The organism is Pseudomonas sp. JS425, assembly GCF_018223845.1.
Lineage (GTDB): Bacteria > Pseudomonadota > Gammaproteobacteria > Pseudomonadales > Pseudomonadaceae > Aquipseudomonas > Aquipseudomonas asiatica.
Genome location: NZ_CP073662.1, coordinates 13,052 through 37,850, shown reverse-complemented (window position 1 = coordinate 37,850; position 24,799 = coordinate 13,052). Strand labels below are relative to the sequence as shown.

35 protein-coding genes and 1 pseudogene are annotated in these 24,799 nt (G+C 59.4%); 10 read left to right on the top strand and 26 right to left on the bottom strand.

The window, feature by feature from the left end; all coding sequences use genetic code 11:
- Nucleotides 1-2: 2 nt before the first annotated feature.
- The 8 genes from KDB76_RS29135 to KDB76_RS29100 form a co-directional block, all read right to left on the bottom strand.
- On the bottom strand, nucleotides 3-224 hold the full coding sequence (locus tag KDB76_RS29135; RefSeq protein WP_047303027.1) for a hypothetical protein: 222 nt from the start codon (nucleotides 222-224) through the stop codon (nucleotides 3-5).
- 93 nt (nucleotides 225-317) lie between these two features.
- On the bottom strand, nucleotides 318-2,000 hold the full coding sequence (locus KDB76_RS29130; protein ID WP_047303029.1) for a DNA cytosine methyltransferase: 1,683 nt from the start codon (nucleotides 1,998-2,000) through the stop codon (nucleotides 318-320).
- A gap of 51 nt (nucleotides 2,001-2,051) precedes the next feature.
- Nucleotides 2,052-2,294, bottom strand: coding sequence for a hypothetical protein (locus KDB76_RS29125; protein WP_047303031.1), 243 nt, complete (start codon nucleotides 2,292-2,294; stop codon nucleotides 2,052-2,054).
- A gap of 146 nt (nucleotides 2,295-2,440) precedes the next feature.
- Entirely contained in the window at nucleotides 2,441-3,532 is a 1,092-nt protein-coding gene (locus KDB76_RS29120; RefSeq protein ID WP_200902862.1) for a hypothetical protein, read from the bottom strand.
- 65 nt (nucleotides 3,533-3,597) lie between these two features.
- A complete protein-coding gene (locus tag KDB76_RS29115; protein ID WP_047303033.1) occupies nucleotides 3,598-3,816 on the bottom strand; it encodes a hypothetical protein in 219 nt (72 codons plus the stop codon).
- A 56-nt stretch (nucleotides 3,817-3,872) separates the two neighbouring features.
- Complete coding sequence (locus KDB76_RS29110) at nucleotides 3,873-4,190, bottom strand: hypothetical protein (RefSeq protein WP_047303035.1); 318 nt, start codon at nucleotides 4,188-4,190, stop codon at nucleotides 3,873-3,875.
- A gap of 32 nt (nucleotides 4,191-4,222) precedes the next feature.
- Nucleotides 4,223-4,591, bottom strand: a complete 369-nt coding sequence (locus KDB76_RS29105) for a hypothetical protein (RefSeq protein ID WP_047303037.1) — start codon at nucleotides 4,589-4,591, stop codon at nucleotides 4,223-4,225.
- A gap of 153 nt (nucleotides 4,592-4,744) precedes the next feature.
- Complete coding sequence (locus KDB76_RS29100; protein ID WP_182330310.1) at nucleotides 4,745-5,524, bottom strand: DUF4942 domain-containing protein; 780 nt, start codon at nucleotides 5,522-5,524, stop codon at nucleotides 4,745-4,747.
- A 203-nt stretch (nucleotides 5,525-5,727) separates the two neighbouring features.
- On the opposite strand from KDB76_RS29100, the gene KDB76_RS29095 reads away from it, so the two are divergent.
- From KDB76_RS29095 to KDB76_RS29075, 5 genes are read left to right on the top strand one after another with little or no spacing between them, the layout of a single operon-like run.
- Nucleotides 5,728-6,030, top strand: a complete 303-nt coding sequence (locus KDB76_RS29095; RefSeq protein ID WP_048388330.1) for a type II toxin-antitoxin system RelE/ParE family toxin — start codon at nucleotides 5,728-5,730, stop codon at nucleotides 6,028-6,030.
- Nucleotides 6,027-6,326 carry an addiction module antidote protein gene (locus KDB76_RS29090; RefSeq protein ID WP_042857721.1) on the top strand — a complete coding sequence of 100 codons (300 nt, stop codon included), beginning with the start codon at nucleotides 6,027-6,029 and terminating at the stop codon, nucleotides 6,324-6,326. Before KDB76_RS29095 ends, KDB76_RS29090 begins: the two co-directional genes overlap by 4 nt.
- Nucleotides 6,327-6,348: 22 nt before the next feature.
- The gene (locus tag KDB76_RS29085) at nucleotides 6,349-6,672 is read left to right on the top strand and encodes a hypothetical protein (protein ID WP_048388333.1); all 324 of its coding nucleotides are present in this window, start codon (nucleotides 6,349-6,351) and stop codon (nucleotides 6,670-6,672) included.
- Between the two features lie 12 nt (nucleotides 6,673-6,684).
- Nucleotides 6,685-6,906 carry a hypothetical protein gene (locus KDB76_RS29080; protein WP_048388335.1) on the top strand — a complete coding sequence of 74 codons (222 nt, stop codon included), beginning with the start codon at nucleotides 6,685-6,687 and terminating at the stop codon, nucleotides 6,904-6,906.
- Nucleotide 6,907: 1 nt separating this feature from the next.
- Nucleotides 6,908-7,225 (top strand): hypothetical protein, encoded by a 318-nt coding sequence (locus KDB76_RS29075; protein WP_152690486.1) that lies wholly within the window; start codon nucleotides 6,908-6,910, stop codon nucleotides 7,223-7,225.
- A gap of 1,108 nt (nucleotides 7,226-8,333) precedes the next feature.
- Here KDB76_RS29075 and KDB76_RS29070 read toward each other — a convergent pair.
- Together KDB76_RS29070 and ligD are read right to left on the bottom strand one after the other, a co-directional pair.
- Entirely contained in the window at nucleotides 8,334-8,609 is a 276-nt protein-coding gene (locus KDB76_RS29070) for a hypothetical protein (protein WP_134286862.1), read from the bottom strand.
- Between the two features lie 28 nt (nucleotides 8,610-8,637).
- Complete coding sequence (gene ligD, locus KDB76_RS29065; RefSeq protein ID WP_212632300.1) at nucleotides 8,638-9,591, bottom strand: non-homologous end-joining DNA ligase; 954 nt, start codon at nucleotides 9,589-9,591, stop codon at nucleotides 8,638-8,640.
- A gap of 138 nt (nucleotides 9,592-9,729) precedes the next feature.
- On the opposite strand from ligD, the gene umuD reads away from it, so the two are divergent.
- A complete protein-coding gene (gene umuD, locus KDB76_RS29060) occupies nucleotides 9,730-10,161 on the top strand; it encodes a translesion error-prone DNA polymerase V autoproteolytic subunit (protein WP_047306860.1) in 432 nt (143 codons plus the stop codon).
- Entirely contained in the window at nucleotides 10,151-11,437 is a 1,287-nt protein-coding gene (locus KDB76_RS29055) for a Y-family DNA polymerase (protein ID WP_047306861.1), read from the top strand. Before umuD ends, KDB76_RS29055 begins: the two co-directional genes overlap by 11 nt.
- Before the next feature lie 16 nt (nucleotides 11,438-11,453).
- On the opposite strand, the gene KDB76_RS29050 is transcribed toward KDB76_RS29055, so the two are convergent.
- The 10 genes from KDB76_RS29050 to KDB76_RS29005 all read right to left on the bottom strand — a co-directional run bounded on the left by KDB76_RS29050 (nucleotide 11,454) and on the right by KDB76_RS29005 (nucleotide 18,043).
- Nucleotides 11,454-12,197, bottom strand: a complete 744-nt coding sequence (locus KDB76_RS29050) for a hypothetical protein (RefSeq protein WP_212632299.1) — start codon at nucleotides 12,195-12,197, stop codon at nucleotides 11,454-11,456.
- 1 nt (nucleotide 12,198) lies between these two features.
- A complete protein-coding gene (locus tag KDB76_RS29045; protein ID WP_212632298.1) occupies nucleotides 12,199-13,470 on the bottom strand; it encodes a DUF1173 family protein in 1,272 nt (423 codons plus the stop codon).
- A gap of 140 nt (nucleotides 13,471-13,610) precedes the next feature.
- Nucleotides 13,611-14,156: a hypothetical protein gene (locus KDB76_RS29040; RefSeq protein WP_182330315.1), complete on the bottom strand. Its 546-nt coding sequence runs from the start codon at nucleotides 14,154-14,156 to the stop codon at nucleotides 13,611-13,613.
- Nucleotides 14,149-14,439: a hypothetical protein gene (locus KDB76_RS29035; RefSeq protein WP_225850518.1), complete on the bottom strand. Its 291-nt coding sequence runs from the start codon at nucleotides 14,437-14,439 to the stop codon at nucleotides 14,149-14,151. The genes KDB76_RS29040 and KDB76_RS29035 overlap by 8 nt, the downstream gene beginning before the upstream one ends.
- 17 nt (nucleotides 14,440-14,456) lie before the next feature.
- Entirely contained in the window at nucleotides 14,457-15,119 is a 663-nt protein-coding gene (locus tag KDB76_RS29030; protein WP_047306862.1) for a hypothetical protein, read from the bottom strand.
- Between the two features lie 24 nt (nucleotides 15,120-15,143).
- Nucleotides 15,144-15,698 carry a helix-turn-helix domain-containing protein gene (locus KDB76_RS29025; protein ID WP_047306863.1) on the bottom strand — a complete coding sequence of 185 codons (555 nt, stop codon included), beginning with the start codon at nucleotides 15,696-15,698 and terminating at the stop codon, nucleotides 15,144-15,146.
- Nucleotides 15,699-16,154: 456 nt separating this feature from the next.
- Nucleotides 16,155-16,790 carry a recombinase family protein gene (locus KDB76_RS29020; RefSeq protein ID WP_047306864.1) on the bottom strand — a complete coding sequence of 212 codons (636 nt, stop codon included), beginning with the start codon at nucleotides 16,788-16,790 and terminating at the stop codon, nucleotides 16,155-16,157.
- Between the two features lie 232 nt (nucleotides 16,791-17,022).
- Entirely contained in the window at nucleotides 17,023-17,430 is a 408-nt protein-coding gene (locus KDB76_RS29015; RefSeq protein ID WP_104833234.1) for a hypothetical protein, read from the bottom strand.
- Nucleotides 17,427-17,777, bottom strand: a complete 351-nt coding sequence (locus KDB76_RS29010; RefSeq protein ID WP_212632297.1) for a TrfB-related DNA-binding protein — start codon at nucleotides 17,775-17,777, stop codon at nucleotides 17,427-17,429. Before KDB76_RS29010 ends, KDB76_RS29015 begins: the two co-directional genes overlap by 4 nt.
- Nucleotides 17,774-18,043, bottom strand: a complete 270-nt coding sequence (locus KDB76_RS29005; protein WP_192576887.1) for a hypothetical protein — start codon at nucleotides 18,041-18,043, stop codon at nucleotides 17,774-17,776. The genes KDB76_RS29010 and KDB76_RS29005 overlap by 4 nt, the downstream gene beginning before the upstream one ends.
- On the opposite strand from KDB76_RS29005, the gene KDB76_RS29000 reads away from it, so the two are divergent.
- Nucleotides 18,044-18,379: a hypothetical protein gene (locus tag KDB76_RS29000; protein ID WP_192576888.1), complete on the top strand. Its 336-nt coding sequence runs from the start codon at nucleotides 18,044-18,046 to the stop codon at nucleotides 18,377-18,379. It abuts the gene before it with no gap.
- A gap of 138 nt (nucleotides 18,380-18,517) precedes the next feature.
- On the opposite strand, the gene KDB76_RS28995 is transcribed toward KDB76_RS29000, so the two are convergent.
- From KDB76_RS28995 to KDB76_RS28975, 5 genes are read right to left on the bottom strand one after another with little or no spacing between them, the layout of a single operon-like run.
- Nucleotides 18,518-18,889: a hypothetical protein gene (locus tag KDB76_RS28995; protein ID WP_023294894.1), complete on the bottom strand. Its 372-nt coding sequence runs from the start codon at nucleotides 18,887-18,889 to the stop codon at nucleotides 18,518-18,520.
- Nucleotides 18,886-19,212, bottom strand: a complete 327-nt coding sequence (locus tag KDB76_RS28990; RefSeq protein WP_000091614.1) for a hypothetical protein — start codon at nucleotides 19,210-19,212, stop codon at nucleotides 18,886-18,888. Before KDB76_RS28990 ends, KDB76_RS28995 begins: the two co-directional genes overlap by 4 nt.
- Before the next feature lie 23 nt (nucleotides 19,213-19,235).
- Nucleotides 19,236-19,571 (bottom strand): hypothetical protein, encoded by a 336-nt coding sequence (locus KDB76_RS28985; RefSeq protein WP_000741275.1) that lies wholly within the window; start codon nucleotides 19,569-19,571, stop codon nucleotides 19,236-19,238.
- Nucleotides 19,572-19,585: 14 nt separating this feature from the next.
- The gene (locus tag KDB76_RS28980) at nucleotides 19,586-19,921 is read right to left on the bottom strand and encodes a helix-turn-helix transcriptional regulator (protein WP_001172026.1); all 336 of its coding nucleotides are present in this window, start codon (nucleotides 19,919-19,921) and stop codon (nucleotides 19,586-19,588) included.
- Nucleotides 19,902-20,279, bottom strand: a complete 378-nt coding sequence (locus tag KDB76_RS28975; RefSeq protein WP_003151133.1) for a type II toxin-antitoxin system RelE/ParE family toxin — start codon at nucleotides 20,277-20,279, stop codon at nucleotides 19,902-19,904. The genes KDB76_RS28980 and KDB76_RS28975 overlap by 20 nt, the downstream gene beginning before the upstream one ends.
- A 191-nt stretch (nucleotides 20,280-20,470) precedes the next feature.
- Here KDB76_RS28975 and KDB76_RS28970 point away from each other — a divergent pair, with 191 nt between their 5' ends.
- On the top strand, nucleotides 20,471-21,073 hold the full coding sequence (locus KDB76_RS28970; RefSeq protein WP_010465829.1) for a recombinase family protein: 603 nt from the start codon (nucleotides 20,471-20,473) through the stop codon (nucleotides 21,071-21,073).
- Nucleotides 21,057-24,086, top strand: coding sequence for a Tn3 family transposase (locus tag KDB76_RS28965; protein ID WP_010799689.1), 3,030 nt, complete (start codon nucleotides 21,057-21,059; stop codon nucleotides 24,084-24,086). The genes KDB76_RS28970 and KDB76_RS28965 overlap by 17 nt, the downstream gene beginning before the upstream one ends.
- Here KDB76_RS28965 and KDB76_RS28960 read toward each other — a convergent pair.
- A pseudogene (locus tag KDB76_RS28960) lies at nucleotides 24,017-24,400 on the bottom strand (hypothetical protein); the annotation flags it as partial. The gene KDB76_RS28965 and the pseudogene KDB76_RS28960 overlap by 70 nt on opposite strands.
- Nucleotides 24,401-24,799 lie beyond the last annotated feature (399 nt).

Here is a 24,799-nt window from a genome sequence, read left to right as displayed (position 1 = left end):
GCTCAATCCTCAATATCCATTTCGTCGCAGGCATCGACAACCAAAGAGCGGCACTGTTCTGCACGGCGCATCAGGCTGATGCCCTTGCCTGGCCACAAGGACGCGGCAGCTTCATAAAGCTCGGCGGCTGAATACCACTTCTTCCGGTGCTCTGCCAACCGCGCAGCGGTATGCAGGGCGTGGCTGGAACGTTGGGCTTTGCTCATCGTGAGATCGCGGAACATGGTGTTACTCCTTCGCGTGGTTTCCCCGGGACGGTTGCCGCCGTCGATTCCGGGTTGATTTAGGCGCCACGGGCTGAGGCGCCTGTAGGTTGGTTATGCTGCGTTGTCGAGTTCGCTGGCCAGCGACAGGCCGACCGCAACGGGGCGAACCCATACCGGCATGTGACTGAGCAGGAAGGTTTCACCCTGCTTGGCCAGCAGGAGGGTTTGGGCCATTACGCCGGCGATTGCCTCGGCGGCTTTCGGTGGTACCGCGTTACCGATTCGCTCGCGCCATGCCTGATCGCTCAAACCGTCCAGCTCAAGCATTTCTTCCGGGTCAACCAGGCTTTGCAGCGCCGCCATTTCCAGCGTGGTGAATGGGCGGTGCCAGGTGCCGTCGAGGCTTTGAATCACGCAGGTCAATCGATCATTGGCGGCAGGCATGCGCGGATCGGCAACGCTCCACCGGCCATTGTCCAGGCGCGCACTGGCGGACACAGCCCCGGCTAGGCCCTCCCACGGCACGACGCCATAGTGGCCCCCGGTGAGGTAGGCATCGCCTTTCACGCGGCGCAGGCCTGGGCGTGGATCCTGTACGGCGAACGCGCCCTGCCCTGTCGTGCTGCCGGCAATGACGGTGCGTGCCGATCCATCCCAGCGGGTGACGCTGTATTTCCCATGACCACCCGCTGCGCCACGCGGATCGGCCACGCTGAACGTGCCCTGCCCTGGAGACTTGATGCCAATGATCGCGCCGCTCGCGTCCTCCCAGCGCCGTACGCCATATTGCTGGTACTGCGCTGCGTGTGCCGGGCTGCGCGGATCCGCAACAGAGAATGCGCCATTGGTAGGGCCTGTCTGGCCGGCTACGGTGCCCACTGAGTCACCCCAGCTGCGCACGCCTAGATACCCCGAGAATGCCTCGGGCACTATCACGAAGTCGCGCAGGTAGCCGTCCTCGATGGCCAACTGATCCAGGCTGCGCCAGTCCTTGCCGGCCTCGACCAGGGCAAGGCGAACCCACGTTTTCCATTGCAGCGCTGGAACCCGGTGCATTGGGCCTGCGCGCTCGATATCGCCAGGCAACGGCATGCGGCCAAGGACTGCGCCGACCGATTGCAGGGATTTCTTTTCCGGCTCGTACAGGAACGGCGGCACTTTCTCCACGTGCCGGGCCACCAGCAGAAAGCGCTTGCGGCTTTGGGCCAAGCCACCCAGTTCACCGCAGTCGTGGGTTGTCTCGCTCACGGCGTAGCCAAAGAAGTTCAGCACCTGGACGATCTGATCGAGCAGATGCCGACCACGGGTTGCCAGGCGCGGCACGTTCTCGAACACGATCAGGCCGGGCGGATTGTGCTGCCAGGCCTCGCACATGAGCCACACGCAGCGCAACGTCAGTTCATTGAGGGCCTGGTACTTGGGGGTAAGGCTCAAGGCCTCGGATAACAGGCCTGATGCGCCTTTGCAGGGGCTGCTGATGAACACCACATCAGGATCCTGATAACCCGCAGCGCGGCGAATATCAGCCGGCATTGCCTCCCGCCAGTCGGCTGGCGGTTCCTTACCATGGAAGGCGGTGTATTGCTCGCGGGTGAACAGGTCCATTTGAGTACCTGGTACGCCGGCCAGGCGATGGAAGTCACGCAGCGCGCCGGCGTCCACATCGACGCCGCCAATGCAGCGCCAATCAGCCTGCAGGTGGCCGACCACTTCCTTGTTTTGATTGAAGCCTTTGGCGCCGCCGCCAAGCCCGCAGCAGAAATGAAAGTGCTTGAGCACATACTTTGTAAGCATGTTCGTCATCCGTCACGAAGGCCCGGACGCAAGGTCCGGGCGGGGCTGTGGTCAGACGGCGCGGGCTGTAGCCTCGGCCATGTCGCGGAAAATCTCGGCATGCAGTTCCAGCGGGAACTCTGCAATGACTTCGCGCTGGCCGATGCCGGAGCGCTGTGCGACGACCGTGTACATGGTGACGGTGGCGGGGTCTTGCCCTGGGCGGGCCTGATGGGACGGCTCGACGGTGAAGCCGGAGAAATCGCGCAGCTGCGCGGCTGAGCTGAAATAGAACAGGTGGGTTTCGATAGCCATTGTTTCAATCTCCTTCGCAATGTGTCTGGAGCGGTTGCCGCCGCTGGTTCCAGGCTGTCGAAGCAGGATTGCTTCGACGGTTTCAGTATCGCAAAAGGGCAAACCAATGTCAACTAATAGTCAAATCTAAATTTACCAATAATTGATTAACGCCATAACTCCAACTGCTCGGCGGTAACGTCGACAACGGGAATACCAGGTGTACGGGAGTCCAGGGCGTTATCAGGATCTCGCAGGGTATCGGACAGCCTGGCAAATCGCGCCCGATCGACAGGGGTCCGCTTGACGTTGAAATCGTCGTCTACAACGTCATTGACCCTTGCCCACTGGTTCCAGGCAAAGCTACGCCCTAGCCCTACCGTTGTCGTCGTGCTGGGGAAGCCATCGGCATTTCGCACCAGGTCTTCCCATGAGGCGCCGAACTGTACTGCGTCAAATCGGCTGTGCTTGCCGGTGAGGGCGTTGCGCTCAAGCAACAGCGCCCGCTCCAGCAGCTCGGGGTGATTTGCTGCAAGCCAATACAGCTCCCAGTGCTTGGAAGCTGGGCAGAAAAAGCAGGCGGATTTGATCGGCACCAGGTGTGCGCCGAGTGCCTGAGTGATCGCCCGCACACAATCGCGGCGACCCCAGCGCACCAGCTGCAACGGATAGACATAATCGAAGTTTGCGTCCGCTGGCTTGAGCGCTTTGGATCGGCGCAGATCGGCTCTGCCGCAGTCGTAACCGATCAGCTTGACGATGCGTTGCCCCGTGACCTTGGAGCGCTCCCACACAGGATGCGGGGGCCTGGCGTTCGGGCCAGAACGGGCGCCCATGAGCAACTGATCCTGGGGAACCTGCTTCCACTTCACCGAACAGGATTTCATGCCAAAGGCAAGGCTGGGCAATGTCTCGTTGGCCATGCAGTTGCCGTACAGATCCTGGTATCCGGTGGTTGGCTTCGGCTTCTTCTGGCACACGCTGACGGTGGGCCAACCCCACGCTCGCAGCACTGTATCCATCGCCTCGATGTGGGCCAGCGTCTCGGGCTTCTCCGCGCCGGTGTCGGCGAAGGTGATGATATCCGGGCGAAGCCCTGCCGCGTGCAGTGCTACGAGCATGGCCGTGGAGTCCACGCCCGAGCCAAAACAGACTGCCAGCAGCCGACCTGCCAGCGCACCGCGCAGGGCCTCGACCTGGGCAAGAGATAACACGGGCTGAGGGCTATCCGATGGACAGCCGCGGCTGATCGCGTTCATGTGTACTCCTTCGCAAGTGCCCGGCGCGGTTGCCGCCGCAGGATCCGGGCACGGTTGTTTGGCGTTTACTCGGTGTCGTCACCAATGAGATCGCACAAGCTCGGCACAAGGTCTACCTCGGCGGGCTTTTTGTCTGGCCCCGTCACTATGAACACGCATGCGCTGTCGGGATCGCCATCTGAAATGCGCGGCTGAAAGTAGTGGCGAGCGCAAGCCTCTGCGGCTGCTCGATGATCGCCGTCAACGTCGATATCAACGGCCCATACAACACGGTATGTAGTCATGGGGGAATCTCCTTCGCTGTGCCGGAGCGGTTGCCGCCGCATGTTCCGGCTTTGGTTTACTTGCCTTCGAAATAGGTGGGGCGCTGGGCCAGTTCGCGGGCTATCAGCTCGTCCGCAAACAGCGGGGCCTGTTTTTCGATCCGGCGCTCCAGGTTCTTGCGCCTGACTTTGCCTTTTGCGTCGGTGCTCCAGCGCTTGACCGCCTGTGAGGCGGGGAAGTCGAGACAGACGCCATAACCTTCGGGCCGGGCCTCCCACGCCTTGCGCATTTCCTCGGGGAGCTTTTGCCCTGCCGGCGCCTCGATCACCAGCAGCTCGAAGTCGCCGGGGCATGGCAAATGAGGCAGGCACCAACGCAGGGAGTAGCGCCACATGGGCGGCGCTACCTGCTGGGCATTAGCCGCCATCACACCAGATCCCAACTCGCCTGATCCCACCCCGGCAGCTTGGACTGGGCTTTGCGGCGAATTTCATGCAGCGTGCGAAAGGCCGGGGTCGCGTAATAGTCGGGGTTTTGATTGGACTGATATTCCAGGCACTGGATGAGCTTGAGGGCTTCGAGCGGGGTGGGCTTGCGCACGGTTTCATCCAGGCCGAACAGCTCGGCCTTGAACGTTTCGCCAGGGTAGCGCGTGCGTACGGAGCGGATGTTTTCGTCAAGCAGCTGCTGGCCTTGATCGGCGAGGGTCTGGTAGGTGGTGGCGTCCGGCTTGCCGGTGCAGCTGAACATGAGGATGGCGGAGATGTGAAAACGATTCAGGATATAGGCGCTCATGGAAACTCCTTCGCAGTGTGTGCCCGGAGCGGTTGCCGCCGCTGGATCCAGGCTGTCGAGGCGGAATTGCTTCGACGTGGTTAGTATCGCAAAGGAACCCCAACAAGTCAACTATCAGTCAAATCTAATTTGACTGATAGTGACATAAATTTACTACGCAGCGCGTGCGTCTGGTAGGACGTTGCCGGCGTAATATTCGCCTATCTGCTCATTCACCTTGTCCAGCAGATCCAGGCGCAGGAACTCCAGGTGCAGCGTGCCTTTCTTGAACGCCTTGGCCCGGTAGTTCTCATTCTCGAACACTTCCCCAGCCTGAAAGGCAGCATCCATAGCTGAGGTCAAGGCGTGCGGCTGGAAGGGCTTGCCATCGAGCGTCTGAAAAACCCGATCAAGGTCATTGAGCTTGTCCTTGGCCCACGAACCGTAACGGATACAAAGGCCACTCTTGAACGAAGGTTCGACCATGCCTTCCATGATCACCTTCGGGCCGATGCGGAACGGCTCTTTGGCGTTGGTGCGGTAATCGTCGGAGAGATACCGGAACACATTGAAAACACCACGCTGGAACATCGATTCGGCATTGATGCGCAAGTCGATGAAAGTAGCACTGATCGTTGACGCGGTGAATGCAGGCGGGCAGGGGCAAAGGCTTTTCTCAAATTCCGCAACGGCCTCCGCGTCCATGAGCTGTTTAAAGCCGGTCATATCGAATGCCCGGCGCCATAGGGAGGTGTCCAGCTCACTACGCACCCTGTCCTGGTCTTCCCTGAGTTGCGCAGCGTGAGGCATCAGATGCCGACCATGTGGCGCTAGAACTTCCTGGGCCAGCTCCAGCGTGCGGCGTGCATCAGCGATCAGCCGTAGCGCTTCCTCGCGGGCAGCTAGCAGATCGTCCAGCGTAGTAGGTAACGCCAACTCTTTGAAAATAGACATGCTTCGTACTCCTTCGCAGTGTTGCCCGGAGCGGTTGCCGCCGCTGGGTCCAGGCTGTCGAGGCGGGACTGCTTCGACGGATTCAGTATCCCAAAAAAATCCCACTTGCGTCAACTTGTAGTCAACATTATATTTACTAGTAATTGACTTTCTCGCATGCGAGAACCTTGCCTAATCGTGATTTATAAGCTACAATTGAACCCATGAAGACAATTAAACAAACCGCCACGTACAGGAACTGGGAACGCAAGCTGCGAGACAAGCAGGCCAAAGCCATCATCGCTGCGCGAGTCTTCCGCGTTGCGCATGGTCTGCTTGGAGACGTTCAACCGGTGGGCCAAGGAATCAGCGAATTACGCATCCATCACGGCCCCGGCTACCGGGTGTATTTTCAGCAGCGAGGTAACCAGCTGGTCCTGTTGCTGTGTGGTGGAGACAAGAGCAGCCAAGCGCGGGATATCGAAACCGCCAAAGCCTTGGCCAGCCAGTGGAGTGACGATGAATGAAAGAGCAATTTTACGACTACGACCCCGCTGATGCGTTGACTGATGCGGAGTCCATCGCGGTATTCATGGAGGACGCATTCGAAACGGGCGATGCGGCCTATATCGCAAAATGCCTGGGTGTCGTAGCCCGCGCCAAAGGGATGACCGCCCTTGCCAATGAATCTGGCCTTTCCCGCGAACACCTCTACCGGTCGTTCTCGGACAAGGGCAACCCGACTTTGAAAACCCTGCTGGCCGTGATGCGTGCCGTTGGCCTGGATCTTACGACCCGCAAGCACGTTGAGCCGGTGCACTAATCGTTGTGAACAAGGAGGTTACATGAATGCTTTAACGTCGAAAAAGAAAGGGGTCATACGCGCATGCGCATGGGCTGCTTGGCTAGGTCTAGCTGCTTGGATCGCCACCAAGTCGCCCTACGCTGGGCCTGCTGGTTTCGATTGGGCCTGGTTCGCGTTGATGGGCCTTTTCCCCAAATTCCTCCTCCAGGGTGATATCCCGCCGATATGGCCGGAGAGCGGAGCCGAAGTCACCCCCGATAAACAGCGCCAATGGATATACGGGCTGCTGACCTTGGCAATTTTCGCCTGGGTGTTGGTCCGTGATTCGAAGGTGATAGACCTCATCGCCACACTAATCGCATAAAAGGGAGCGTTTATGAACACGGACTTAATCGTCAAACGCATTTTGCTCACCCCCGTTGCAGCCGGGTTTGGGTGGATCGTTGCAACTATGATTGTGATCGGCCTGAAACTGGCCTTCCCTACCCTCCTTCCGATCACCTGGGCTGAGCGCATTGGCCCATTCGGCGCCGTTGCCGGCATCGTCCTTTTCTACTGGATGACCTGGAATGAGGGTCGGTCGGACAAGCGAGGTTGACATGGAAAAGACTATTTCCCCGAACCAAACCAAGGCGCTCTTCGTTTGGGGCTGGCTCCTGTGGATTGGCTGCGCATATTGGCTGGCCCGATTTCCCTGGACCGATAACGCTGAACTGAGCCTAAAGGGTTTTGCATTCCTGATTCTCCTGCCCAAGGCCATTCAAGGGTTCTTCTATACCATCACCCCGAAGCAGAACAGGTTCAGCGATGGCTACACGGACAAACACAAGCGGTTACCCTTGTATACGGCGGCTGCTATGGGTATCGGCCTCTGGATCGCTGCAACCGCCTTGCACGACCTGACCCACTCCCTCTGATAGGTTGGCATGGCATCGAGCGCTTGACCGCAGGCGCTCTTGCCGATCTGCTTTAATGCCGAGCGTGGGGCGCGGGAAACAAACGCTTTTCAAAGCAGCAGCCGCGAAGCGGATGCCGCCTTGCTCTTTGGGAATGGAAGCACGCCACCGCTGGGTGGATCTGCTCGGCAGCCTTCGGTAGGACGCGGTAAGCCCGGACTATCCAGAGCCAGGCCGCGTGCAAGGGGACCGTGGAATACCGCAGGGAGCGTAGCGAGCGAGGATATGCCGCGAAAGCCCCTTGCAGGCAAGGCCTGGTGGCGGATAGGCCATTGGGGCGTCCGCTTCCTACCGATGGTTGCTGAGCTAGCCGCAGTGGTTGCCCTGGAACGACCGGCAAGCGGAGCGCGCAGGCCGAAGGCCGGAGGCGTGAGGATGGAAGCCCGAAGGGCCAAGACCCGGCGCGCTTTTGGCCGGGGCTTGGTTCACGACAGCCGCCCCCCGAAGGGGGCACGCCATGCAATTCGGGATTGGATTCGCCTCTCGATTCGGCCTTAATCTTCGGGTCCATTACTCAAAAAAGAGTTGCCAATCCTGTTTACCTTTGTAAATATGAACCCAGTCAGATGATCTTTGCGAGACCTGGTAACGCGGCTACTAACCGCGAAGCCTAAGAAAACCGCCCTACTAAGGCGGTTTTTTTTCGCCCCGGGAAAAGTGGAAATCTGCGACTGCCAGTGATGGCATAGCGACAGCCGAGCAGGTAAGATCCGCTAGTCGATGTGACCTGTGCGCCGGGTGGGGTGCTTCCCGTCTAAAGATTCACTGCTGGGGACGCGGGCCTAGTAATCCGCGCGGATTTGATCCCTGGTTAACACCAGCCCCGCCCGCGTCTCGCAAAGATCATCTGACCATGCTCTTGTCAGTGCCATGTGTTCCGGAAAAGCATTGATAGGGACAGAGGCCCCAATCGAGGTCTTTGGAGATGAAAAATTTCCTAAAGAATCTCTCTATTCAGGTGCTCGCAAAGCTCCTGGTAGAGGCGATTCGCGATAGTTGGAACGGCTAATACCTGACTGACGGAGAAAGCTCGCTGAGGCCTCGGCCAACGCGGGTTTTCTTTTGCCCGCTATTCGCCCCGCTCGTTATCCAGCTGGTGCCACAAATCGTCCTCGATGAACTCCGCGTAGCGGTCGGCCACCTCGGCGCAGCCGTTGCGGCCTAGATCGCTGGGGTTACCGTCTGCGTCGTACGCCACACCAGAAAGCACCCTGAATTCCAGCTCGCGATAACCTTGGGCATCCCAGTCGCTGGACCACAAGCCGGGGTTTGGGTCGGCCTCGATCACATCCGTGATTTCGCACTGGATGACACAGGCTTCAGCGTCGATATGAACCTCATACACACTCGCCTCCCGGCGCATCTTCGCCTGCTCAAACTGGGTCGGTGTCGCTCTCCAGACTGATGGACGATGCCGGCTTGTCCTCCCTCAGAGCGATATACACGGCATGGCGCACCTTGCCAGCCGGGGTCAACTCGGCAAACTTCACCTCGCACACAAGCTGAGGCTCTACCCATACCACGCCCCCGCCCTGCAGCTTGGGCGGCGTACGTAAAGCCGATGTTCTCCGTACCAATGGGCCGAGTCGATTTTTGAGTCTGTCCAGCTCGCGGCCAGTGAATCCCGACCTGACACGGCCAGCGTACTGCAGCTGGCCAGCGTCATCATGCAGGCCGATCAGCAGCGAGCCGATGCCGGCAGAGCTTCGGGTGTAGCCCAAGATCACGAACTCTTGCCGCTGTACGCATTTGAGCTTGATCCATGAGCCATCCCGCTCGCCGGCGTAGGTACTCCCCAACCGCTTGCCTACGATGCCCTCGATACCGAGCGCGCAAGCGCTGGCCAGCAAATGCGCCGGATCCGCTTCGAGGGTTTCAGAGAACCGCACCTGGTCAAGTTCGACCTGTTCCAGCAATACCCGTAGCAGGTCCCGGCGCTGCTCGACAGGCCGGCGTCTTAGGTCCACGCCGTCGATGAACAGGAGGTCGAAGGCGAAGTAGATCAAGCGGTCGGTATCGCCAGTGGCGAAGGCTTCCTGCAGGGACTGGAACGCGGGGCGGCCGTCGTCGTCTTGCACGACCACTTCACCATCTAACCAAGCGCCACGGATGGGAAGTGACTGCAGGTCCTGGGCAAGACGCGGCATCCGCTTCGTCCAGTCGTAACCGTTTTTAGTGAACAGAGCCACGCCGGCATCGATGCGGGCAAACATGCGGTAGCCATCGAACTTGATTTCGTAAGCCCAGTCGCCGGCTGGTGGCCGTGTCACCAAGGCCACCAGCTGCGGCTGGATGCGAGCAGGGACCGCACTTTTCTTGGAAGCCATGACACCTGCGCCTCAATGGCACTCGATATGCTGTGGATTCTCCTGCAGACGGAAAGATCCGCCTTTTGTCCAGGCGGCTCTAGCCGCGCCGTACGGCCTGCATTACTGTATATGCAAACAGTATTAGCTCGGTGCCTCATGAACGTTGTATCTATTCAGCCCCTTCGAGACTCAAGCCAGCTCATTTCGGTTCTCGCCGGAACGGCTGCAGGCGGCTTTCCAAGCCCTGCAGCTGATTACTACGAGCCGCCGATTTCCCTGGATGAATTGCTGAATATTCGGGCGCCGCATGTATGGATTGTGCGCGTCCAGGGCGAAAGCATGCGTGACGCGGGGATTTACGACGGCGGTGTGCTGATCGTAGACCGTTCGATCACAGCGACAAAGGGTCAGATCGTTCTCGCCTACGTGGACAACCAACCGCTGGTGAAACGGCTGGCCAAGGACAACGCTGATCGTTGGCTACTGGAATCGGCCCACCCCGACTATAAGACCATCACCCCTGATCAGTACGGCTCGATTGATGTGTTTGGGGTTGTTACCTGGGACCTGACCAAGCATGTGTGCTGACAGCTCCCGGCCGATCTTCGCCCTGGTAGACGTCAACTCGTTTTACTGCAGCTGCGAGCGCATCTTTAGACCGGAGCTGCGGCAGCGCCCGGTCGTCGTTTTAAGCAACTCGGACGGCTGCATCGTGGCCCGTACGAACGAGGCTAAAGCCCTCGGTTTGAAGATGGGCGATCCCTATTTCAAGGTACGCGGTTTCCTCGAACAGAATGGCGTCGCGGTTTTCAGCTCCAATTACACGCTCTATGGCGAATTGAGTCACCGCGTTGGCGTGGCCATCGCCTCCCTGGTCCCCGAATGGGAGCGTTATTCCATTGACGAACTGTTCTGCAGGCTCGATGGCCTTCCCGAGCCGATCATTGATGTAGGCCGGGCCATTCAAGCCCGCGTCCTGCAATGGACGGCGCTGCCAGTCGGTGTTGGCATTGGGCATACGAAAACCTTGGCCAAGGCCGCGCAGCACGCCTCAAAAGTGTGGCGAGAGAAGACTGGCGGCGTAGTGGATCTGCGCAAACCAGAGGCGGTCGAATGGCTGCTCCGGCGAATGCCGGTTGATGAGGTTTGGGGGATCGGGCGCCGTATGCGCGACAACCTGGCCAGCGACGGGATCAGCACCGCTTGGGAGCTATCGCAAGCAGATGCACGGGCTATGGGGCGCAAATACAGTGTCGTACTGGAGCGAACCATTCGAGAGCTGGCAGGCGAGTCGTGCATGGACCTGGAGCAGACCGCGCCGGCCAAGCAATCGATCTGTTCGAGCAAGATGTTTGGCAAGCGGGTTCACACGCTCAGAGAGCTGCAGGAAGCACTGGCGACCTACATTCACCGTGCCGCTGAAAAGCTGCGCATGCAGCGTTCGCTATGCGGCGCTCTACGCATTGGTATCCAGACTTCGTTTCATGGTGACGGTCCCAAGTACGCGAACGCAGCGACGTGCATACCGGCTTTCCCAACCGATGATGTGCGGCAGCTGACGAAATATGCCCTGCAGGCGGCAACAGAGATCTACCGGCCTGGCTTTGCGTATAGCAAGGCCGAGGTACTGCTGATGGATCTGCGCAAGCGGGGAGAGTACACGCAGGATCTTTTCAGCCCGAGCCAGCCGGAGCGCTCGGATGCGCTCATGGCCACGATGGACAAGATCAACCGCCGATGGGGGCATGACTGCTTGCGTACTGCAGCGGTCCCACTGACGCCTGACTGGGGCATGCGTCGTGCCCTGCTTAGCCCCAGTTACATGACCAGCTGGGATCAGTTGTGGACGGTGCAGTGTCGGTAATTCTCGCGTGCGAGAATTAGCTAAGCTCGGCTTTCGCCTGGGCCGACAACCGCTTGCGCCGGGCGCCGATGCTGGCTCGCGAAACGCCTGCCAGCTTCGCCACCAGCGCATCAGGCACCTTCCCCAGCAGGTGATCGTAGCGGGACGCTACCGAAACACGCTTGTAGGGCTGAATGCCCAAGAAGGCGCAGCGCTGCACTATCACAGGGTACGGTACGCCGGTTTGCCGGCTGATCTCTGTAGGCGTCATTGTCGCAAACAATGATTCGTAACCCAGCAACGGGCCGTGAAAGTCTGGTATTGGATCTGGCGTTGCACTGCCTGGCAACGGCGGGATGGGTTCAAAGCCAAGCCCCTCGCGTACGTCCTGCACCAGGTACAGATCGACGCCGGCGAGCTGGGCGATCTCCTGGTCACTGACGTAGCCAAACAGCGGTTTATAGGGCCTCAGATCATGGCCGATGGGGAGCACCTGCTTACGTGGCGCGGGCCGGAACAAGGGCAAGATGCCCAACGACTCCCGGTAGGCCTTGACGCTTTTGGTATCCACGCCGCAGCGGGCAGCTATCGAGCTGTCGGCGGCAAAGCCTAAGAGGTTTTTGTAGGGCTCGATTTTTTTGCCGACCGACCATGGCGGAATCCCCAGTTGCTCACGGCGGCGGCGCACGCGGTGCGGGGTCGAGCCGATCAACCGGGCCAGTTCAACGTCCTTGATCTGGCCCAACTTGCAGTCGTACAGCGCCCAGTCAATGGTGGCCATGTTAGGGGTGCCGAGCCGGGGGGAATGCGGGAATGCTCAAGCCTCGCGGGTCCGCACTGGCGTCCCACGACCACCATCCGGTCGGCCCGTAGTGCCGCGTGTAGTAGGCGCACTTCACTTCCTTGCGGGCCAGGTACTTCGGATCCTGACGCCCGTAAACCTCCATCGGCAGCTCCCTGCCGGCGCCTACGTCCATCAGCCAGAAATCAGGAAACACCTGTTCTTGCTCCGCATCAAAGCGCATCGGCTTGATGAATTTTCGCCCCTGATCGCGGAGCATCGCCTCGATCACCGCCTCATAGCCCGATTCAACCGGTATCCACTCGTCACTGACGACCATCAGGGCCACATTGAGCGCTTGGGCTTTGCTGGGCACTGTAGGTTGATCCGTCTGGACAATAGCAATCACTCGGCGTCCTTCCCGCCATCCACGAAGCGCGGCGCTGTAGCTCCTGGCGGTCCTCTGCCATAGTTCTCCGTCCATGAGCAGCCGCGGTACTCCGTGGAAGCCAGCGATGGCGAGATAGCCGCTCATTGCTTGTTCGCGTTCTTCCGAGTGCGCCGCCAAGGGGGCGACGACGATTAGGCGGAGTTTGTTTCTGATCGCGCTGGCCACCTTATGACTGTTGGCGTCGGCCTGCTGGCCAGCCGAACTTGTAGCGATGAGCAAAGCATCACCAATGCGCATGCGCGAAGCGAGCATGCGGTCGGCAGCGTGCTGCAGTCGGCTGTGAATCAGCCCAAGTCCACGCTTGCCCGCCATACCTGGTACCCACTGGTTGAGGCCTGCTTCGCTCCAGAGCAAGTGGAGCAAGCCACACAAGGTCATCGCCGGCTTGGAAGGTTTGCTGCTCGATGGGGCAGGGGAAGTACCCTCCATTGGCTGGATTTCAGCCGGATCCTTCTTGCGGAGCGAAAGGGTGAGCTTGATCTTGAGGTCGCCGTCCTTGGTTTCTTCGACCACGCCCTTGCTGTAGGCACCTAATCCCGACTTGTCGGGATCGGGCGAGTAGTACAGGCAATCAAGCGCATGCTCGGCGCCGGTGTGCGGATAGCGGGACAGGTGAAACGAATCGTGTTCGGATCTGTGCCGTACGGCCAAGCGTCGAGTGCCTTTGCCTGGGCACAAGCAACGCACCAGGGCCTGGCCGTGCGCTTTCTGCAGTATGCCTTTCCACTGCACCGCATAGCCTGGCTGGGTCTGGTAGGCCTCGGAATACTGCTTGGCAGTCTCGCCTTGTCCGATGCTTACCGGGTAACGTTGATCGGCCATCGCTGCTTCCTCCGTGTCGCTGTGAAATCTCCAGCGCTCGATGTACAATAAGCGCGTGGATTTTTGCTCCTTCGCAAAAACCTAGAAACCCGCAAGCATTGCCGTGCTGCGGGTTTCGTCTTTTATGGCCGCTCGGCCATTCAGGCTTTGAAGCCGCCCAGCTCGATGACAGGCGCAACCTGGGTAATATCGATCTGAGTGGTAGTGCCGTTAGCACTGCGAAATTCCATTTCCATCGACGGTGGCGCTTCGTGCTGCAGCTGCTCCACGCAGCGTTTATTCAGCAACTCAAAAAGCCATTCCGCATCATTGACCGCATCCACTGGATCACGCGGCAGGGCTTGCTGCAGGCTGTGTTTGAGCCAATAAGAAGCGGTTGGATCAGCCAATGCGGCCGCAATATCGGCGTCTGCTTCGCTGGCCATCAACGCCTTGTCTGCCGGTTTGGTTGTGGCCTGGATGGCCAACTGGTCGATGGCCACCAGCTCCTGCTTGGTCGCCTCGTCCAATCCACTGTCAAAGTGAACCAGCTGGGTCAGTCCGGTCAGTTGCCACCAAGCCGAAGAAATCCCCTCATTGCGGTCTGCCCCACTAGGCAGCGCCAAAGCCCCGGTCAATTCCACCAGGTGTTGCTTGGCCGATTCGATAAGAGCCTGCTGCAGGCGCGCATAGCGTTCATCAGACACTTTCAGTCTCCTCGGTTGCTGATTTCTGCTCGGCATCGAGCGCGGCGACAACGGTGCAATGGTCAAGCGACACAGCGCCTGACAAACCATCCACGAAGATGACGGCCTGGCCGCACATCACCCACGCATTGCCCCTTGTTTCGGCGCGGTGTGTTTCACCCTGGCCGTATATTTCGGCGTAGCTGACCAGGGCACCATGCTTGTAGGTGCTGTTCCAGTCGTGGCATTGGGCCTTGGCGTGCAGCTCTTGTTGTTCAAAGCTCATGGTGGTTGGCTTCGGCATCGGGCTTTCCTTGCGTGTTAGGTGAATTGAATGAAGAAATAACCCGCCTCGGCGCCTTGCGGTGCCTTTCGGGCCTGCTTATCAAGAATGAGGTGGCCAATGCCGTCCTCAAAGATGCCTTCGTACCGTGGCCCAATGTCCTCAAGCTCTGAGGCGTTTAGCTGTAGCAGCCACATATAGCGAGAGCTGGGTTCATAAATCGGGTCCTGCAGAAAAGCAGGTCGGCCTGTCACCTTGCTGATTTCCAGGCCGAAATCATCGTCCTCCAGCTCGGCATCTTCCTCTGCCTCGGTGAATTCTTCCTTGCGTATGAATGCGCGGTCGAGAATGAAGGCTGACTCTGGTGGTGGCAGCTCATGATCTGTGAGGGTGTGAAGAATCACCCTGGCGTATCCACTATCCCGGGCAGTTTGCAGCTCTGATTGCTGATGCACGGTGTATCGCCGCATGGTCGACAAGTTGAAGCCGTTGGCCTTCCGGTTCGGCGCAATGAACACGGTCATGGCCATGCCAGGTGGCAAGAACCGGACGGGCAACAGTGCCTCGGTCAAGGTACAGAGCGGCGTGAGGGGAACGTTTGTATCCGGCGTAACCGGCCACAGTGCTGGATCATTCATTCGTACACTGCCGCCGAACTGACCTATGCCGTGGTCATCCTTACTGAATTCGATCTTCCACATAAAGCACCCTCCTTGGTCCTTGCCTCAGTTACCGTGGGGAATAGAGGGCATATCAGGCAACATTCCCTCCAGCGACTCCTGCGCAGGCGGATCCATACCTGGACCCGCAGGTAGCTGAATGTCGCCGTCTTCCATTGTCGGCAGCTGCTTGAGCTTGGCATCGCCCAAATCAGCCTGATCCTCGGTAGAAACCAGTACCCGAGCGTTGAACAGGGCAAACTGAAGGTTGTCCCTCTTGTCCGCCCATGCAATCCGGCTGTTCACTACATAAGCGAGCGTGCCACCCCGTTGGCCACCCACACTGATGGTCTGGATCCAGTTGTGCTTGGTCAGGATGGCGATGGCGCGTTTGGTGGTGGCCACGGACGTTTCCATCAGCTTGGCCAGCGTGGCCTGGCTGATGATCAGCGCGCCTTGCTTATCCATGTGCTGTACCAGGATGTGCATCAACTGTGCTGCGCGGGGTGCCTGTGCAGTCAGTGCGGCCCATGCCTCATGACCGGCGCGCTCAGTCTGTACCCATGTACCGCGCTGGGCAGGCTGCGCATAGGCGCGGATCTCGTTTTTGTCATTGGCCATTGGGCCTCCTACGGTGCAATTGCGTGATCGATATCGTGCATATTTGTTAGATATCGTTCATGGTTCACGCATACCCTAGCTCATCTAGTGAGCGATGGGTAGCTCATCCGTGCACGTTATCTCTCAAATCCTGTGAGATATCTCTCACATATGAGCTAGGGGTAGCTCATGAAGGGGGGGTAGCTCATAGGGTGAGCTAACCTAGCTCATGGATAATGAGCTAGGGGTAGCTCATAGATTGTGAGCGACGGTCGCTCACGGATGATGATCGGGGGTTCGTGCATACAGTGAGCGAGGTGCAAGCCTGCAGGCCGCGAATTTCAAGGGTCGGCAAGTCATCGTTCTTATGATCTCCTAACCCCAGCTGCATTTGCCTTGGCTGTTAGGGCCTCAAAGTCGCCTGCCGGCGGCGGCCAGCCGTGAATGGCTGACAGACTCCGGCTGCGCCTGCGCTAGTCACCCATTCCCGCCCGGCTCGACTGACAGCTCATCACGAATACGCATCACGGTGGTGGTTGAACAGTCCGCGTGCCTGGCGGTAGCGCGGATCCCGAGGTTCGCGCCCAGTAGCTCGCGCACCCGCTTGCGTAGATCCTCGTCCACTGGCCTGCCCTTGTACACACCAGCTGCTTTAGCTTTGGCGATGCCCTGGCTCTGCCGCTCCCGCCGCTGCTGATAATCCTTGCGGGCAATTGCCGCCATCATGTCGATCATCATGTAGTTGATGGCCGACAGCATCCGGTCGGTGAATTCATCGTTGGTGGGCAAGGTCATGCCCTGGTGACTGGTTGGAAGGTCGATAGCGACGATACGCAGTCCCCGCTGATCAATCGCGCCCTTAAGTTCCCGCCAATCCTGATCACCCATGCGCGATAGTCGATCAATACTCTCCACCAGCAACACATCGCCTCGCTTGGCGTCTTTCAGCAAACGGATCAGTTCGGGTCGGTTGGCGTGCGAACCGCTAGCGTTCTCCATGTAGCTGGCAGCGATAGCCAGGCCGAAGCCAGTAACGAAGGTTTCCAGTTGGTCGCGGGCGCGACTTGCATCCTGGTCTTCTGTCGATGCTCGTAGATATGCGCGGATGAACATAGTGTTACCGTATCAGTTTGAGTGTACTCAAATCATTGTATCAGTATGGGCGTATGTTAAATCACCGCACCTGAATTATTGGAGCGGTCACAGCTGTGACATTTGAGGTATACCCAATTGTGACGATATGGTTTCCCGGTCCCCGAAGTGACGAATGCTATGGTTGGGCGCGTGGATAGCCGCATAGCCGATGGGTGCAACGTCAACCAATTCGTCACTCCAGGGACCGGGATCAGCCTTGCAGTTTGATGAACTCTCGATACAACCGCGCCAATACAGGTTGAGCGGCTTCCAGCTCGGCCAGTTCTGCCGAGGTAACTTTTCGATGTTCCAAAGCGCTTACCACGGGGGCTGCCAGCTTCTTGGCTTCTTCCTCGCCGTAGTCTTTGACCCATTGGTCATATCCGCCCGGGTATCGGCCCTGTTCGCCTGCCTGACGCAGATCAAACAGCGCCCGGTCATCCCTTTGGTGTGCGTGCTTCAACTGCTCAGTCCATTTCTTTCGGTCGGACAGCTCAGGGCCGAACATTTCGAGCAGACGGGTATCGGCCAATGTACGCAGTGAACGGTTGATACCCGCCAAGCTTTCCTGCAATGGCTGCAGCAGCTGGGCGAGTTCCTTATCGGTGGGGGTGCTCATGGGTCAACGTCCTTGGTGGTCATGGAATGGGTCTGCCAGTACCGAAGCCGTTCGGCGTCGGCTTCCAGCACGAAACGATCGATCATTTCAGCAGGTGCGCAGATCTGCGCGCACCGCCAACCCTCCGGGGTTTGAGTGAGGTAGCTGGAATAGATTTTGTCGCGAATTGCCAAGGCACGCTGTTTCGTCAGGTCATGTGCATTGGCGACCGCGACAAGACCCTTGCCTTCGACCAGGATTTCAAAGGCGACGTCGAGGCTGCGCTGGTGCATTTTCGACTTGGTGCGGATCCGCTCGAATTCTTCACGCGGTATCCGCAGGTCCTGGTCATGGTGCCGGGCCGTCATTCCGAGTCTTTCCAGCGTTCGGCCAGCTGCTTACGCGCTTCCTCCAGCTCGGCCTTGAGGTAGGTATTCTCCGAGGTCAGCGTTTTGACCTGCGCCTCCAAGACGGTGTTGGCTTCGCGCAGCTTGCCCAGCTGGTCATCGAGTAAGGTTTGCTGAGTCGATGCCGGTGGGGCGCCCTTGTCTGCACCTTTCTTGCCACCGCTGTGTACGCGAAGTGAACGATGGCCAAGGACCCGACCACGGCACGCGAAGCGATGATCGCGCAAATGATGGAAGACTTTGATGCCATCGTGCGGCGCCTGGAACAGGTTGACGCCGACCTGGCGGCGAAGACTTCCGAAGCCGTACGCGATGCAGCAGGCAAAGTCCTGCTGCAGACGCAGCTGAACTTCGAGTCGATGATGGAAGAACAGCGCAACGCACTGGTGCAGGCAGGACGCGAAGCGGCGGCCCGGATTGGGAATGAGATCAACCGCAGTGCGGCCAACCTGGTGACTGCACAGGCTGAGCGCCGGGCGGTTGGGTACTCGGTAGCTCTGCTACTGATTGGTGCGGCGCTAGGCGCCGCCATCGTGTACGTCGCCTACTTAGCGGGACGGTGAGGGGGCTTGCCCCCTTTTTTTGATGTGTAACCTGTATCGTACGATACAGGTTACAATGTCTGTAACGTTCACCCCCCCTGACGCCGAGTGATCAGCATGGGGTTGTAAGCCGGAAACCCAGAAATTTCCGTCAGCCGATCAACATGGCTTGTCTCGCGCTTGGTCGATGAGTTCCTGCATCGCCCGCATGACTTCTTCGTGGGTGTACGACTTGGCGTTGGGGTCGTCGGCCTCTCGGAGAGCTTCCTCGACCTCGCGGGTCATCCGCGCATATTCTTCCGGCCACAGCGCTTGCTCCATGCGCAGCGACGCCTGCCCAAGCAGGTGCAGCAGGCCGAACAGCCGCATGTCATTGGTGGCGACGACGTGCTCTCGAATCCGCTCCTGGATCACCTCGCAGGCCCGATGCGCCTCTGGCGTCGCCGTGCCCTCGTAGCCGGCTGGGAGTTCTGCTTCTTCAGCGATTCGCGCCCAAGCGATAGCCAGCGCCTCGATGGTGGACAGGTTCATTTGCTCATCCACTTGCGCAGCAGACGCTTTTTCAGGGAGGCGCGCTCTTGCGGATTGCGTCCCTTGTGGTTGGCAATGCGATCCGCCGTGGCGGCCTGGCGCTTGATGGGCCAGTAGGAGCGGCCATCCTTACCCATCGACCAGACGTTGCTGACCTGGTTTTCCAGTAGAGGCAGATGGGCGCATAGAGCTTCCGGCGACGCGCTGGCCAGCGCGGTGCGCTCGTGGGTTCGCCAGCGCTGATGCCAGAGTTTCTTGTCCTCGCGCTCGCTACGGCAGGTCGTGTGCCCAACGATGGGCGTTTTGCGGCGGCTGCGGCTCATGATGTGGTTGTCTCCAAGAACATTCAGGACAGGCTTTCTGGGTAGAGCGCCGTCAACCGGGACAGGGTTTCTTGCACTTGTTCCAGCGAGGTCATCAGATGATCAACCTGATCCTGAAGATCCACGGCGAGATCAAATAGCTCAGCCACTCGGCTGCGTGATCCCTCGTTGAACGCGGCCATTGCCAGTTGATGCAGCTTCAACAGGTCGGTGCGCAGTTGCGGAGGTGCGCCGTCTGCGCTGTCATTCAAATCGCCGCGCAGCACGTCCACGGCATCGACTGCACGCAGCAGTGCCGTGGTATCGAAATTCTCGGGAGTCAGTTCGTCCCATTCGTCGTCGGTGATGCGGGCTGCCATCAGGAGAGCTCCGATTAAGCGGTTGCGAGCGTTAGATGCCCGATCGGCTCGGCTGCTGGCCGTACCTTGATTTCGATGTCGTAGCCGAGGCGATTCAGACAATCCATCAGCTTGCGTTCGGATAGATTGGTGAAGTCGCCGCGCATCATGCCCGACACCTTCGGTTGCGGGATGCCCATGCGTTTGGCCGCCGCTTGTTGAGTCAGCCCAAGGGCGCGCATGGCCCTCCTGATCTCGACCACCAGGCCGGTCTTGATCTTGAGCTTTTCAGCGTCAGGCAGTCCAAGGTCGGCAAAGACGTTGCCCGAGCTGCGCTGAACCTCGACGCCTTCAATGATTCGTTTTTGCATTTCGTAGCTCCTGTGCCAATACCTCGGCCACCTTCAGCCGAGCGCGGATGATGTCCATGTCGGCCTTTGGCGTGGCGATTCCGCTCTTGCTCTTCTTCTGGAAGCAGTGCAGGACGAACACCGCTTCCGCAAACTTGACCGTGTATACCGCTCGATAGGTGCCGCCGGCATCGTCTTCGACGACCTCCAGCACGCCGGCACCACCGAACCCCTTGAGCACCTTTGCTGCGTCATCCTGATCGCCTATCTGCGCCAACGAGAGCGCGTAACCGAAACGGCGACGCACGTCGGACGGCAACGCCATCAAATCCTTGTGGCTGCTCGCGATCCATTCGAGCGGTTTTTCTTTGTTTGTCATGACGGAATTTTATACCTGTTCAGGTAATGATGTAAACGCGGCAACCTCAAGGAGGTGTCGTAAAACATTTGTTTTGCGACAGGCTGTCAGCCGCCGCTGTGCTACCTGTGCAACACCCCCTCAAAAATGTACGGAAAACTCTATCGCTATTCACTATTATGCGGAAACCTGTTTTTGATGGTTATCCGCCTATGTTGGTTGGCTACATGCGCGTGTCGTCGGACTCCGACCGCCAGAGCACGGACTTGCAGCGCGACGCGCTGCTCGCCGCCGGCGTCGATCCGCGTCACCTGTTTGAGGATCGTGCCTCTGGCGCGAAGGATGACCGTGCCGGCTTGGCGCGGGCGCTTGAGTTCGTTCGAGCCGGCGATGTGCTGGTGGTGTGGAAACTCGACCGGCTCGGTCGCTCGCTGTCGCACCTGCTCGCCATTGTGACTTCGCTCAAGGACAAGCGGGTGGCGTTCCGCTCGCTGACAGAGAACCTGGACACTACGACGCCCTCGGGCGAATTCCTGTTCCAGGTGTTCGGTGCGCTCGCGCAGTACGAGCGCGCCTTGATTCAGGAGCGCGTCGTCGCGGGCTTGGCCGCCGCACGCAAACGCGGCCGGATCGGCGGCCGGCCGCAGGCGATCACTGGTGAGAAGCTGGACGCCATCGTCGCCGCGCTCGATGGCGGCATGTCTAAGGCGGCGGTGTGCCGCAACTTCAATGTCAAGCGCACTACGTTGATCGAAACATTGACGCGAGCAGGTTGGCGTGGTGCGGGAAGGACGGTCGATGAGCAACAAGAATAAGCTACTCACCGTCTTTTCTGACGCAGAGCAGGAAGCCTTGTACGGCCTACCGGACTTCGACGATGCTCAGCGGCTGGAATACCTGGCGTTGACCGAATCTGAACTGGCGTTCGCCAGCAGCCGGCCTAGCCTGCAGGCCCAAGTCTATTGCGTCTTGCAGATCGGCTACTTCAAGGCCAAGCATGCTTTCTTCCGCTTCGATTGGCATGAGGTCGAGGACGATTGCGCCTTCGTGCTGAGTCGCTATTTCCACGGCGAAGCGTTCGAACGCAAGGCGATCACCAAGCATGAGCACTACAGCCAGAGGGGTCAGATCGCCGAACTGTTCGGCTACCGGTCGTGGGCGGCTAGCTTCCTGCCGCAACTGGCACAGCAGGCTGAACAGATCGTGCGGCGCGACGTAATGCCAGGATTCGTGGCCGCCGAACTGATCGTTTGGCTCAGCGAGCACAAAATCATCCGGCCCGGCCACACCACCTTACAAGAGCTGGTCAGTGAAGCCCTGTCCACCGAACGCAGGCGCTTGGGCGGCTTGCTGGCAGAAGTGTTGGACGAATCGGCCAAAGCTGCGCTGGGCCAGCTCCTGGTGCGTGACGACACCCTGTCTCAACTGGCAGCGCTCAAGCAGGACGCTAAAGATTTCGGCTGGCGTCAGATGGCAGGGGAGCGCGAGAAGCGCGCCACGCTGAAGTCCTTGCACGGGATCGCCAAGGCGCTGCTGCCCAAGCTCGGCATCTCGCAGCAGAACCTGCTGTACTACGCGAGCCTGGCGAACTTCTATACCGTCCATGACCTGCGCCACCTGAAGGCGGAGCAGACCCGGCTCTACCTGCTGTGCTATGCCTGGGTACGTTACCGGCAGCTCACCGACAACCTGGTCGACGCGATGGCCTTCCACATGAAAAAACTTGAGGACGAGAGCCGCACGGGTGCGAAACAGTCCTTTGTCGCCGAACAGCTGCGACGCCATCAGGAAACGCCGCAGGTTGGCCGCCTGCTGTCGCTGTACGTGGACGACAGCGTGGCCGATCCGACGCCGTTCGGCGAGGTGCGCCAACGCGCCTACAAAATCATGTCCAGGGAATTGCTGCAAAACACGGCGCAGCGCATGAGCGTCAAGCCACTGAACAAACTGGCGCTGCACTGGCAGGCGGTGGACGGCCTGGCCGAACGCATTCGACGCCATCTACGGCCGCTGTACGTCGCGCTCGACTTCGCCGGCACGGCCCCCGATAACCCATGGCTCGCGGCGCTGACTTGGGCCAAGAGCGTGTTCGCCAAGCAGCAGCGCCTATCACAACGGCCACTCGACGAATGTCCGGCGGCAACGCTGCCGAAACGCTTGCGTCCGTACCTGCTGATGTTCGATGCCGAAGGCACGCCGACAGGCCTGCATGCCGATCGTTACGAATTCTGGCTTTACCGTCAGGTCAGGAAACGCTTCCAGGCGGGCGAGCTCTACATTGACGACAGCTTGCAGCACCGGCATTTGTCCGACGAGTTGGTTTCGATGGACGAGAAAGCCGCCGTGCTCGCGCAGATGGACATCCCCTTCCTGCGGCAGCCGGTCAGTGCCCAGCTCGATGCACTGGCGGCCGAGTTGCGTGCGCAATGGGTGGCGTTCAATCGCGAGCTGAAACAGGGCAAGCTGACGCACCTGGAATACGACAAGGACACGCAGAGACTGACCTGGCGCAAGCCCAAGGGGGAGAACCAGAAGGCGCGCGAGCAAGCTCTCTACGAGCAACTGCCATACTGCGATGTCGCCGACGTGTTTCGCTTCGTCAACGGCCAGTGCCAGTTCCTGTCGGCGCTGACACCATTGCAGCCACGCTATGCGAAGAAGGTAGCCGACGCCGACAGTCTGATGGCGGTGATCATTGCCCAAGCCATGAACCACGGCAACCAGGTTATGGCACGTACCAGCGACATCCCGTACCACGTCCTGGAGAGTACCTACCAGCAGTACCTGCGCCAGGCGACGCTACATGTGGCCAACGATTGCATCAGCAACGCCATCGCCGCACTGCCGATCTTCCCGCATTACTCGTTCGACCTCGATTCGTTGTACGGTGCCGTTGATGGGCAGAAATTCGGCGTCGAGCGACCAACTGTGAAGGCGCGCTACTCGCGCAAATATTTCGGCCGCGGCAAGGGCGTCGTCGCCTACACGCTGCTGTGCAATCACGTGCCGTTGAACGGCTACCTGATAGGCGCACACGAGTACGAGGCTCACCACGTGTTCGACATCTGGTACCGCAACACGTCGGACATCGTGCCGAGCGCGATCACCGGCGACATGCACAGCATCAACAAGGCCAACTTCGCCATCCTGCACTGGTTCGGACTTCGTTTCGAGCCGCGCTTCACCGACCTCGACGACCAGTTGCAGGAGCTGTATTGCGCCGATGATCTGGCATTGTACGAGAAATGCCTGATCCGGCCGGCTGGCCAGATCGACCGGCAACTCATCGTCGGTGAGAAGGCGAACATCGACCGAATCGTCGCCACACTGGGCCTGAAGGAAATGACGCAGGGCACGCTGATCCGCAAGCTGTGCACCTATACGGCGCCGAACCCGACGCGGCGCGCAATCTTCGAGTTCGACAAGCTCATCCGCAGTATCTACACACTGCGCTACCTGCGCGACCCGCAACTGGAGCGTAATGTTCACCGCTCGCAGAACCGCATTGAGTCCTATCACCAGCTACGCTCGACCATCGCCCAAGTCGGTGGGAAGAAGGAATTGACCGGCCGCACCGACATCGAAATCGAGATCAGCAACCAGTGCGCCAGGCTGATCGGCAACGCGATCATCTTCTACAACTCGGCGATCCTGTCCCTGCTGCTGACGAAGTACGAGGCAGCTGGCAATGCCAAGGCGCTGGCGTTGATCACGCAGATGTCGCCAGCGGCCTGGCGGCACATCCTGCTGAACGGGCATTACACCTTCCAGACTGACGGCAAGTTCATCGACCTGGATGCGCTCGTGGCGGGACTGGAGCTGGGCTGACGGAAATTTCTGGGATTCCGGCGTACAACCCCGAACAGTGGCGAAGTGGCGCGGTTGGCGGCCAGGCGCTGGCGCAGGCCCGGCAGCAGTTGGGCGTCGGTGGCCAGCTGCACGGCACGCGCTTCGTAGTCGGCCTGAGTGGTGGTGATCAGCTCCGGCAGTTCCAGGGCAGTCAACAGCGCCCCGGCCATGCGCGAAGCGAAGGTGCGGCCTGAACGGGTCAGCACCGGCAGGCCCATCCACAGCGCATCGTTGGCCGTGGTGCCGGCATTGAACGGGTAGGCATCGACGATGCTGGACGTATGCCTGGCCAACTGCTTGCGATCATCCAGATCGCGTGCAACTGGATCGACTGCATCCTGGTTTTGATGCAGTTTCTGAGCTGATTTCCATCAGCTCTTGTTCGTATGCTGCCCGGCCTAGATCCTCCCTCGATCCAGGCTGGTCAAGATGCGGCGCAGCGGCGTCCTTGATATCGGTCATGTGTGGCCCTCCGTTTTCCGTATTCTAACCATGATGCGGAATCGGTCAGCACAAAAAAACCTTTTGTCTGACCCGTGTTAACAGGGGCCGCGTGGATTCTGGGTTTACGGTATATCCACAATACGAAATCGCCAGTAATGGCAATGTGATTTCATGTCGGTTCGTACTTCACCGATATTTTCTGGTACGGGTCGTATTTCACCGATAAAAAATGCAGCGAGGAGGGCCTT

Coding starts and splice junctions, on each gene's coding strand:
- KDB76_RS29045 (WP_212632298.1), bottom strand. CDS start 13,470: ATGGCCGATCAACGTTACCCGGTAAGCATCGGACAAGGCGAGACTGCC.
- KDB76_RS28980 (WP_001172026.1), bottom strand. CDS start 19,921: ATGCAAAAACGAATCATTGAAGGCGTCGAGGTTCAGCGCAGCTCGGGC.
- KDB76_RS29035 (WP_225850518.1), bottom strand. CDS start 14,439: ATGCCGAAGCCAACCACCATGAGCTTTGAACAACAAGAGCTGCACGCC.
- KDB76_RS29080 (WP_048388335.1), top strand. CDS start 6,685: ATGAACACGGACTTAATCGTCAAACGCATTTTGCTCACCCCCGTTGCA.
- KDB76_RS29095 (WP_048388330.1), top strand. CDS start 5,728: ATGAAGACAATTAAACAAACCGCCACGTACAGGAACTGGGAACGCAAG.
- KDB76_RS29000 (WP_192576888.1), top strand. CDS start 18,044: ATGATGGAAGACTTTGATGCCATCGTGCGGCGCCTGGAACAGGTTGAC.
- KDB76_RS29055 (WP_047306861.1), top strand. CDS start 10,151: ATGTGTGCTGACAGCTCCCGGCCGATCTTCGCCCTGGTAGACGTCAAC.
- KDB76_RS29110 (WP_047303035.1), bottom strand. CDS start 4,190: ATGTGGCGCTACTCCCTGCGTTGGTGCCTGCCTCATTTGCCATGCCCC.
- KDB76_RS29115 (WP_047303033.1), bottom strand. CDS start 3,816: ATGACTACATACCGTGTTGTATGGGCCGTTGATATCGACGTTGACGGC.
- KDB76_RS29015 (WP_104833234.1), bottom strand. CDS start 17,430: ATGAGCACCCCCACCGATAAGGAACTCGCCCAGCTGCTGCAGCCATTG.
- KDB76_RS29075 (WP_152690486.1), top strand. CDS start 6,908: ATGGAAAAGACTATTTCCCCGAACCAAACCAAGGCGCTCTTCGTTTGG.
- KDB76_RS29025 (WP_047306863.1), bottom strand. CDS start 15,698: ATGGCCAATGACAAAAACGAGATCCGCGCCTATGCGCAGCCTGCCCAG.
- KDB76_RS29085 (WP_048388333.1), top strand. CDS start 6,349: ATGAATGCTTTAACGTCGAAAAAGAAAGGGGTCATACGCGCATGCGCA.
- KDB76_RS29010 (WP_212632297.1), bottom strand. CDS start 17,777: ATGACGGCCCGGCACCATGACCAGGACCTGCGGATACCGCGTGAAGAA.
- umuD (WP_047306860.1), top strand. CDS start 9,730: ATGAACGTTGTATCTATTCAGCCCCTTCGAGACTCAAGCCAGCTCATT.
- KDB76_RS29135 (WP_047303027.1), bottom strand. CDS start 224: ATGTTCCGCGATCTCACGATGAGCAAAGCCCAACGTTCCAGCCACGCC.
- KDB76_RS29105 (WP_047303037.1), bottom strand. CDS start 4,591: ATGAGCGCCTATATCCTGAATCGTTTTCACATCTCCGCCATCCTCATG.
- KDB76_RS28985 (WP_000741275.1), bottom strand. CDS start 19,571: ATGGCAGCCCGCATCACCGACGACGAATGGGACGAACTGACTCCCGAG.
- KDB76_RS29030 (WP_047306862.1), bottom strand. CDS start 15,119: ATGTGGAAGATCGAATTCAGTAAGGATGACCACGGCATAGGTCAGTTC.
- KDB76_RS29125 (WP_047303031.1), bottom strand. CDS start 2,294: ATGGCTATCGAAACCCACCTGTTCTATTTCAGCTCAGCCGCGCAGCTG.
- ligD (WP_212632300.1), bottom strand. CDS start 9,591: ATGGCTTCCAAGAAAAGTGCGGTCCCTGCTCGCATCCAGCCGCAGCTG.
- KDB76_RS28970 (WP_010465829.1), top strand. CDS start 20,471: ATGTTGGTTGGCTACATGCGCGTGTCGTCGGACTCCGACCGCCAGAGC.
- KDB76_RS29130 (WP_047303029.1), bottom strand. CDS start 2,000: ATGCTTACAAAGTATGTGCTCAAGCACTTTCATTTCTGCTGCGGGCTT.
- KDB76_RS29100 (WP_182330310.1), bottom strand. CDS start 5,524: ATGTCTATTTTCAAAGAGTTGGCGTTACCTACTACGCTGGACGATCTG.
- KDB76_RS28965 (WP_010799689.1), top strand. CDS start 21,057: ATGAGCAACAAGAATAAGCTACTCACCGTCTTTTCTGACGCAGAGCAG.
- KDB76_RS29050 (WP_212632299.1), bottom strand. CDS start 12,197: ATGGCCACCATTGACTGGGCGCTGTACGACTGCAAGTTGGGCCAGATC.
- KDB76_RS29090 (WP_042857721.1), top strand. CDS start 6,027: ATGAAAGAGCAATTTTACGACTACGACCCCGCTGATGCGTTGACTGAT.
- KDB76_RS28990 (WP_000091614.1), bottom strand. CDS start 19,212: ATGAGCCGCAGCCGCCGCAAAACGCCCATCGTTGGGCACACGACCTGC.
- KDB76_RS28995 (WP_023294894.1), bottom strand. CDS start 18,889: ATGAACCTGTCCACCATCGAGGCGCTGGCTATCGCTTGGGCGCGAATC.
- KDB76_RS29020 (WP_047306864.1), bottom strand. CDS start 16,790: ATGTTCATCCGCGCATATCTACGAGCATCGACAGAAGACCAGGATGCA.
- KDB76_RS29120 (WP_200902862.1), bottom strand. CDS start 3,532: ATGAACGCGATCAGCCGCGGCTGTCCATCGGATAGCCCTCAGCCCGTG.
- KDB76_RS28975 (WP_003151133.1), bottom strand. CDS start 20,279: ATGACAAACAAAGAAAAACCGCTCGAATGGATCGCGAGCAGCCACAAG.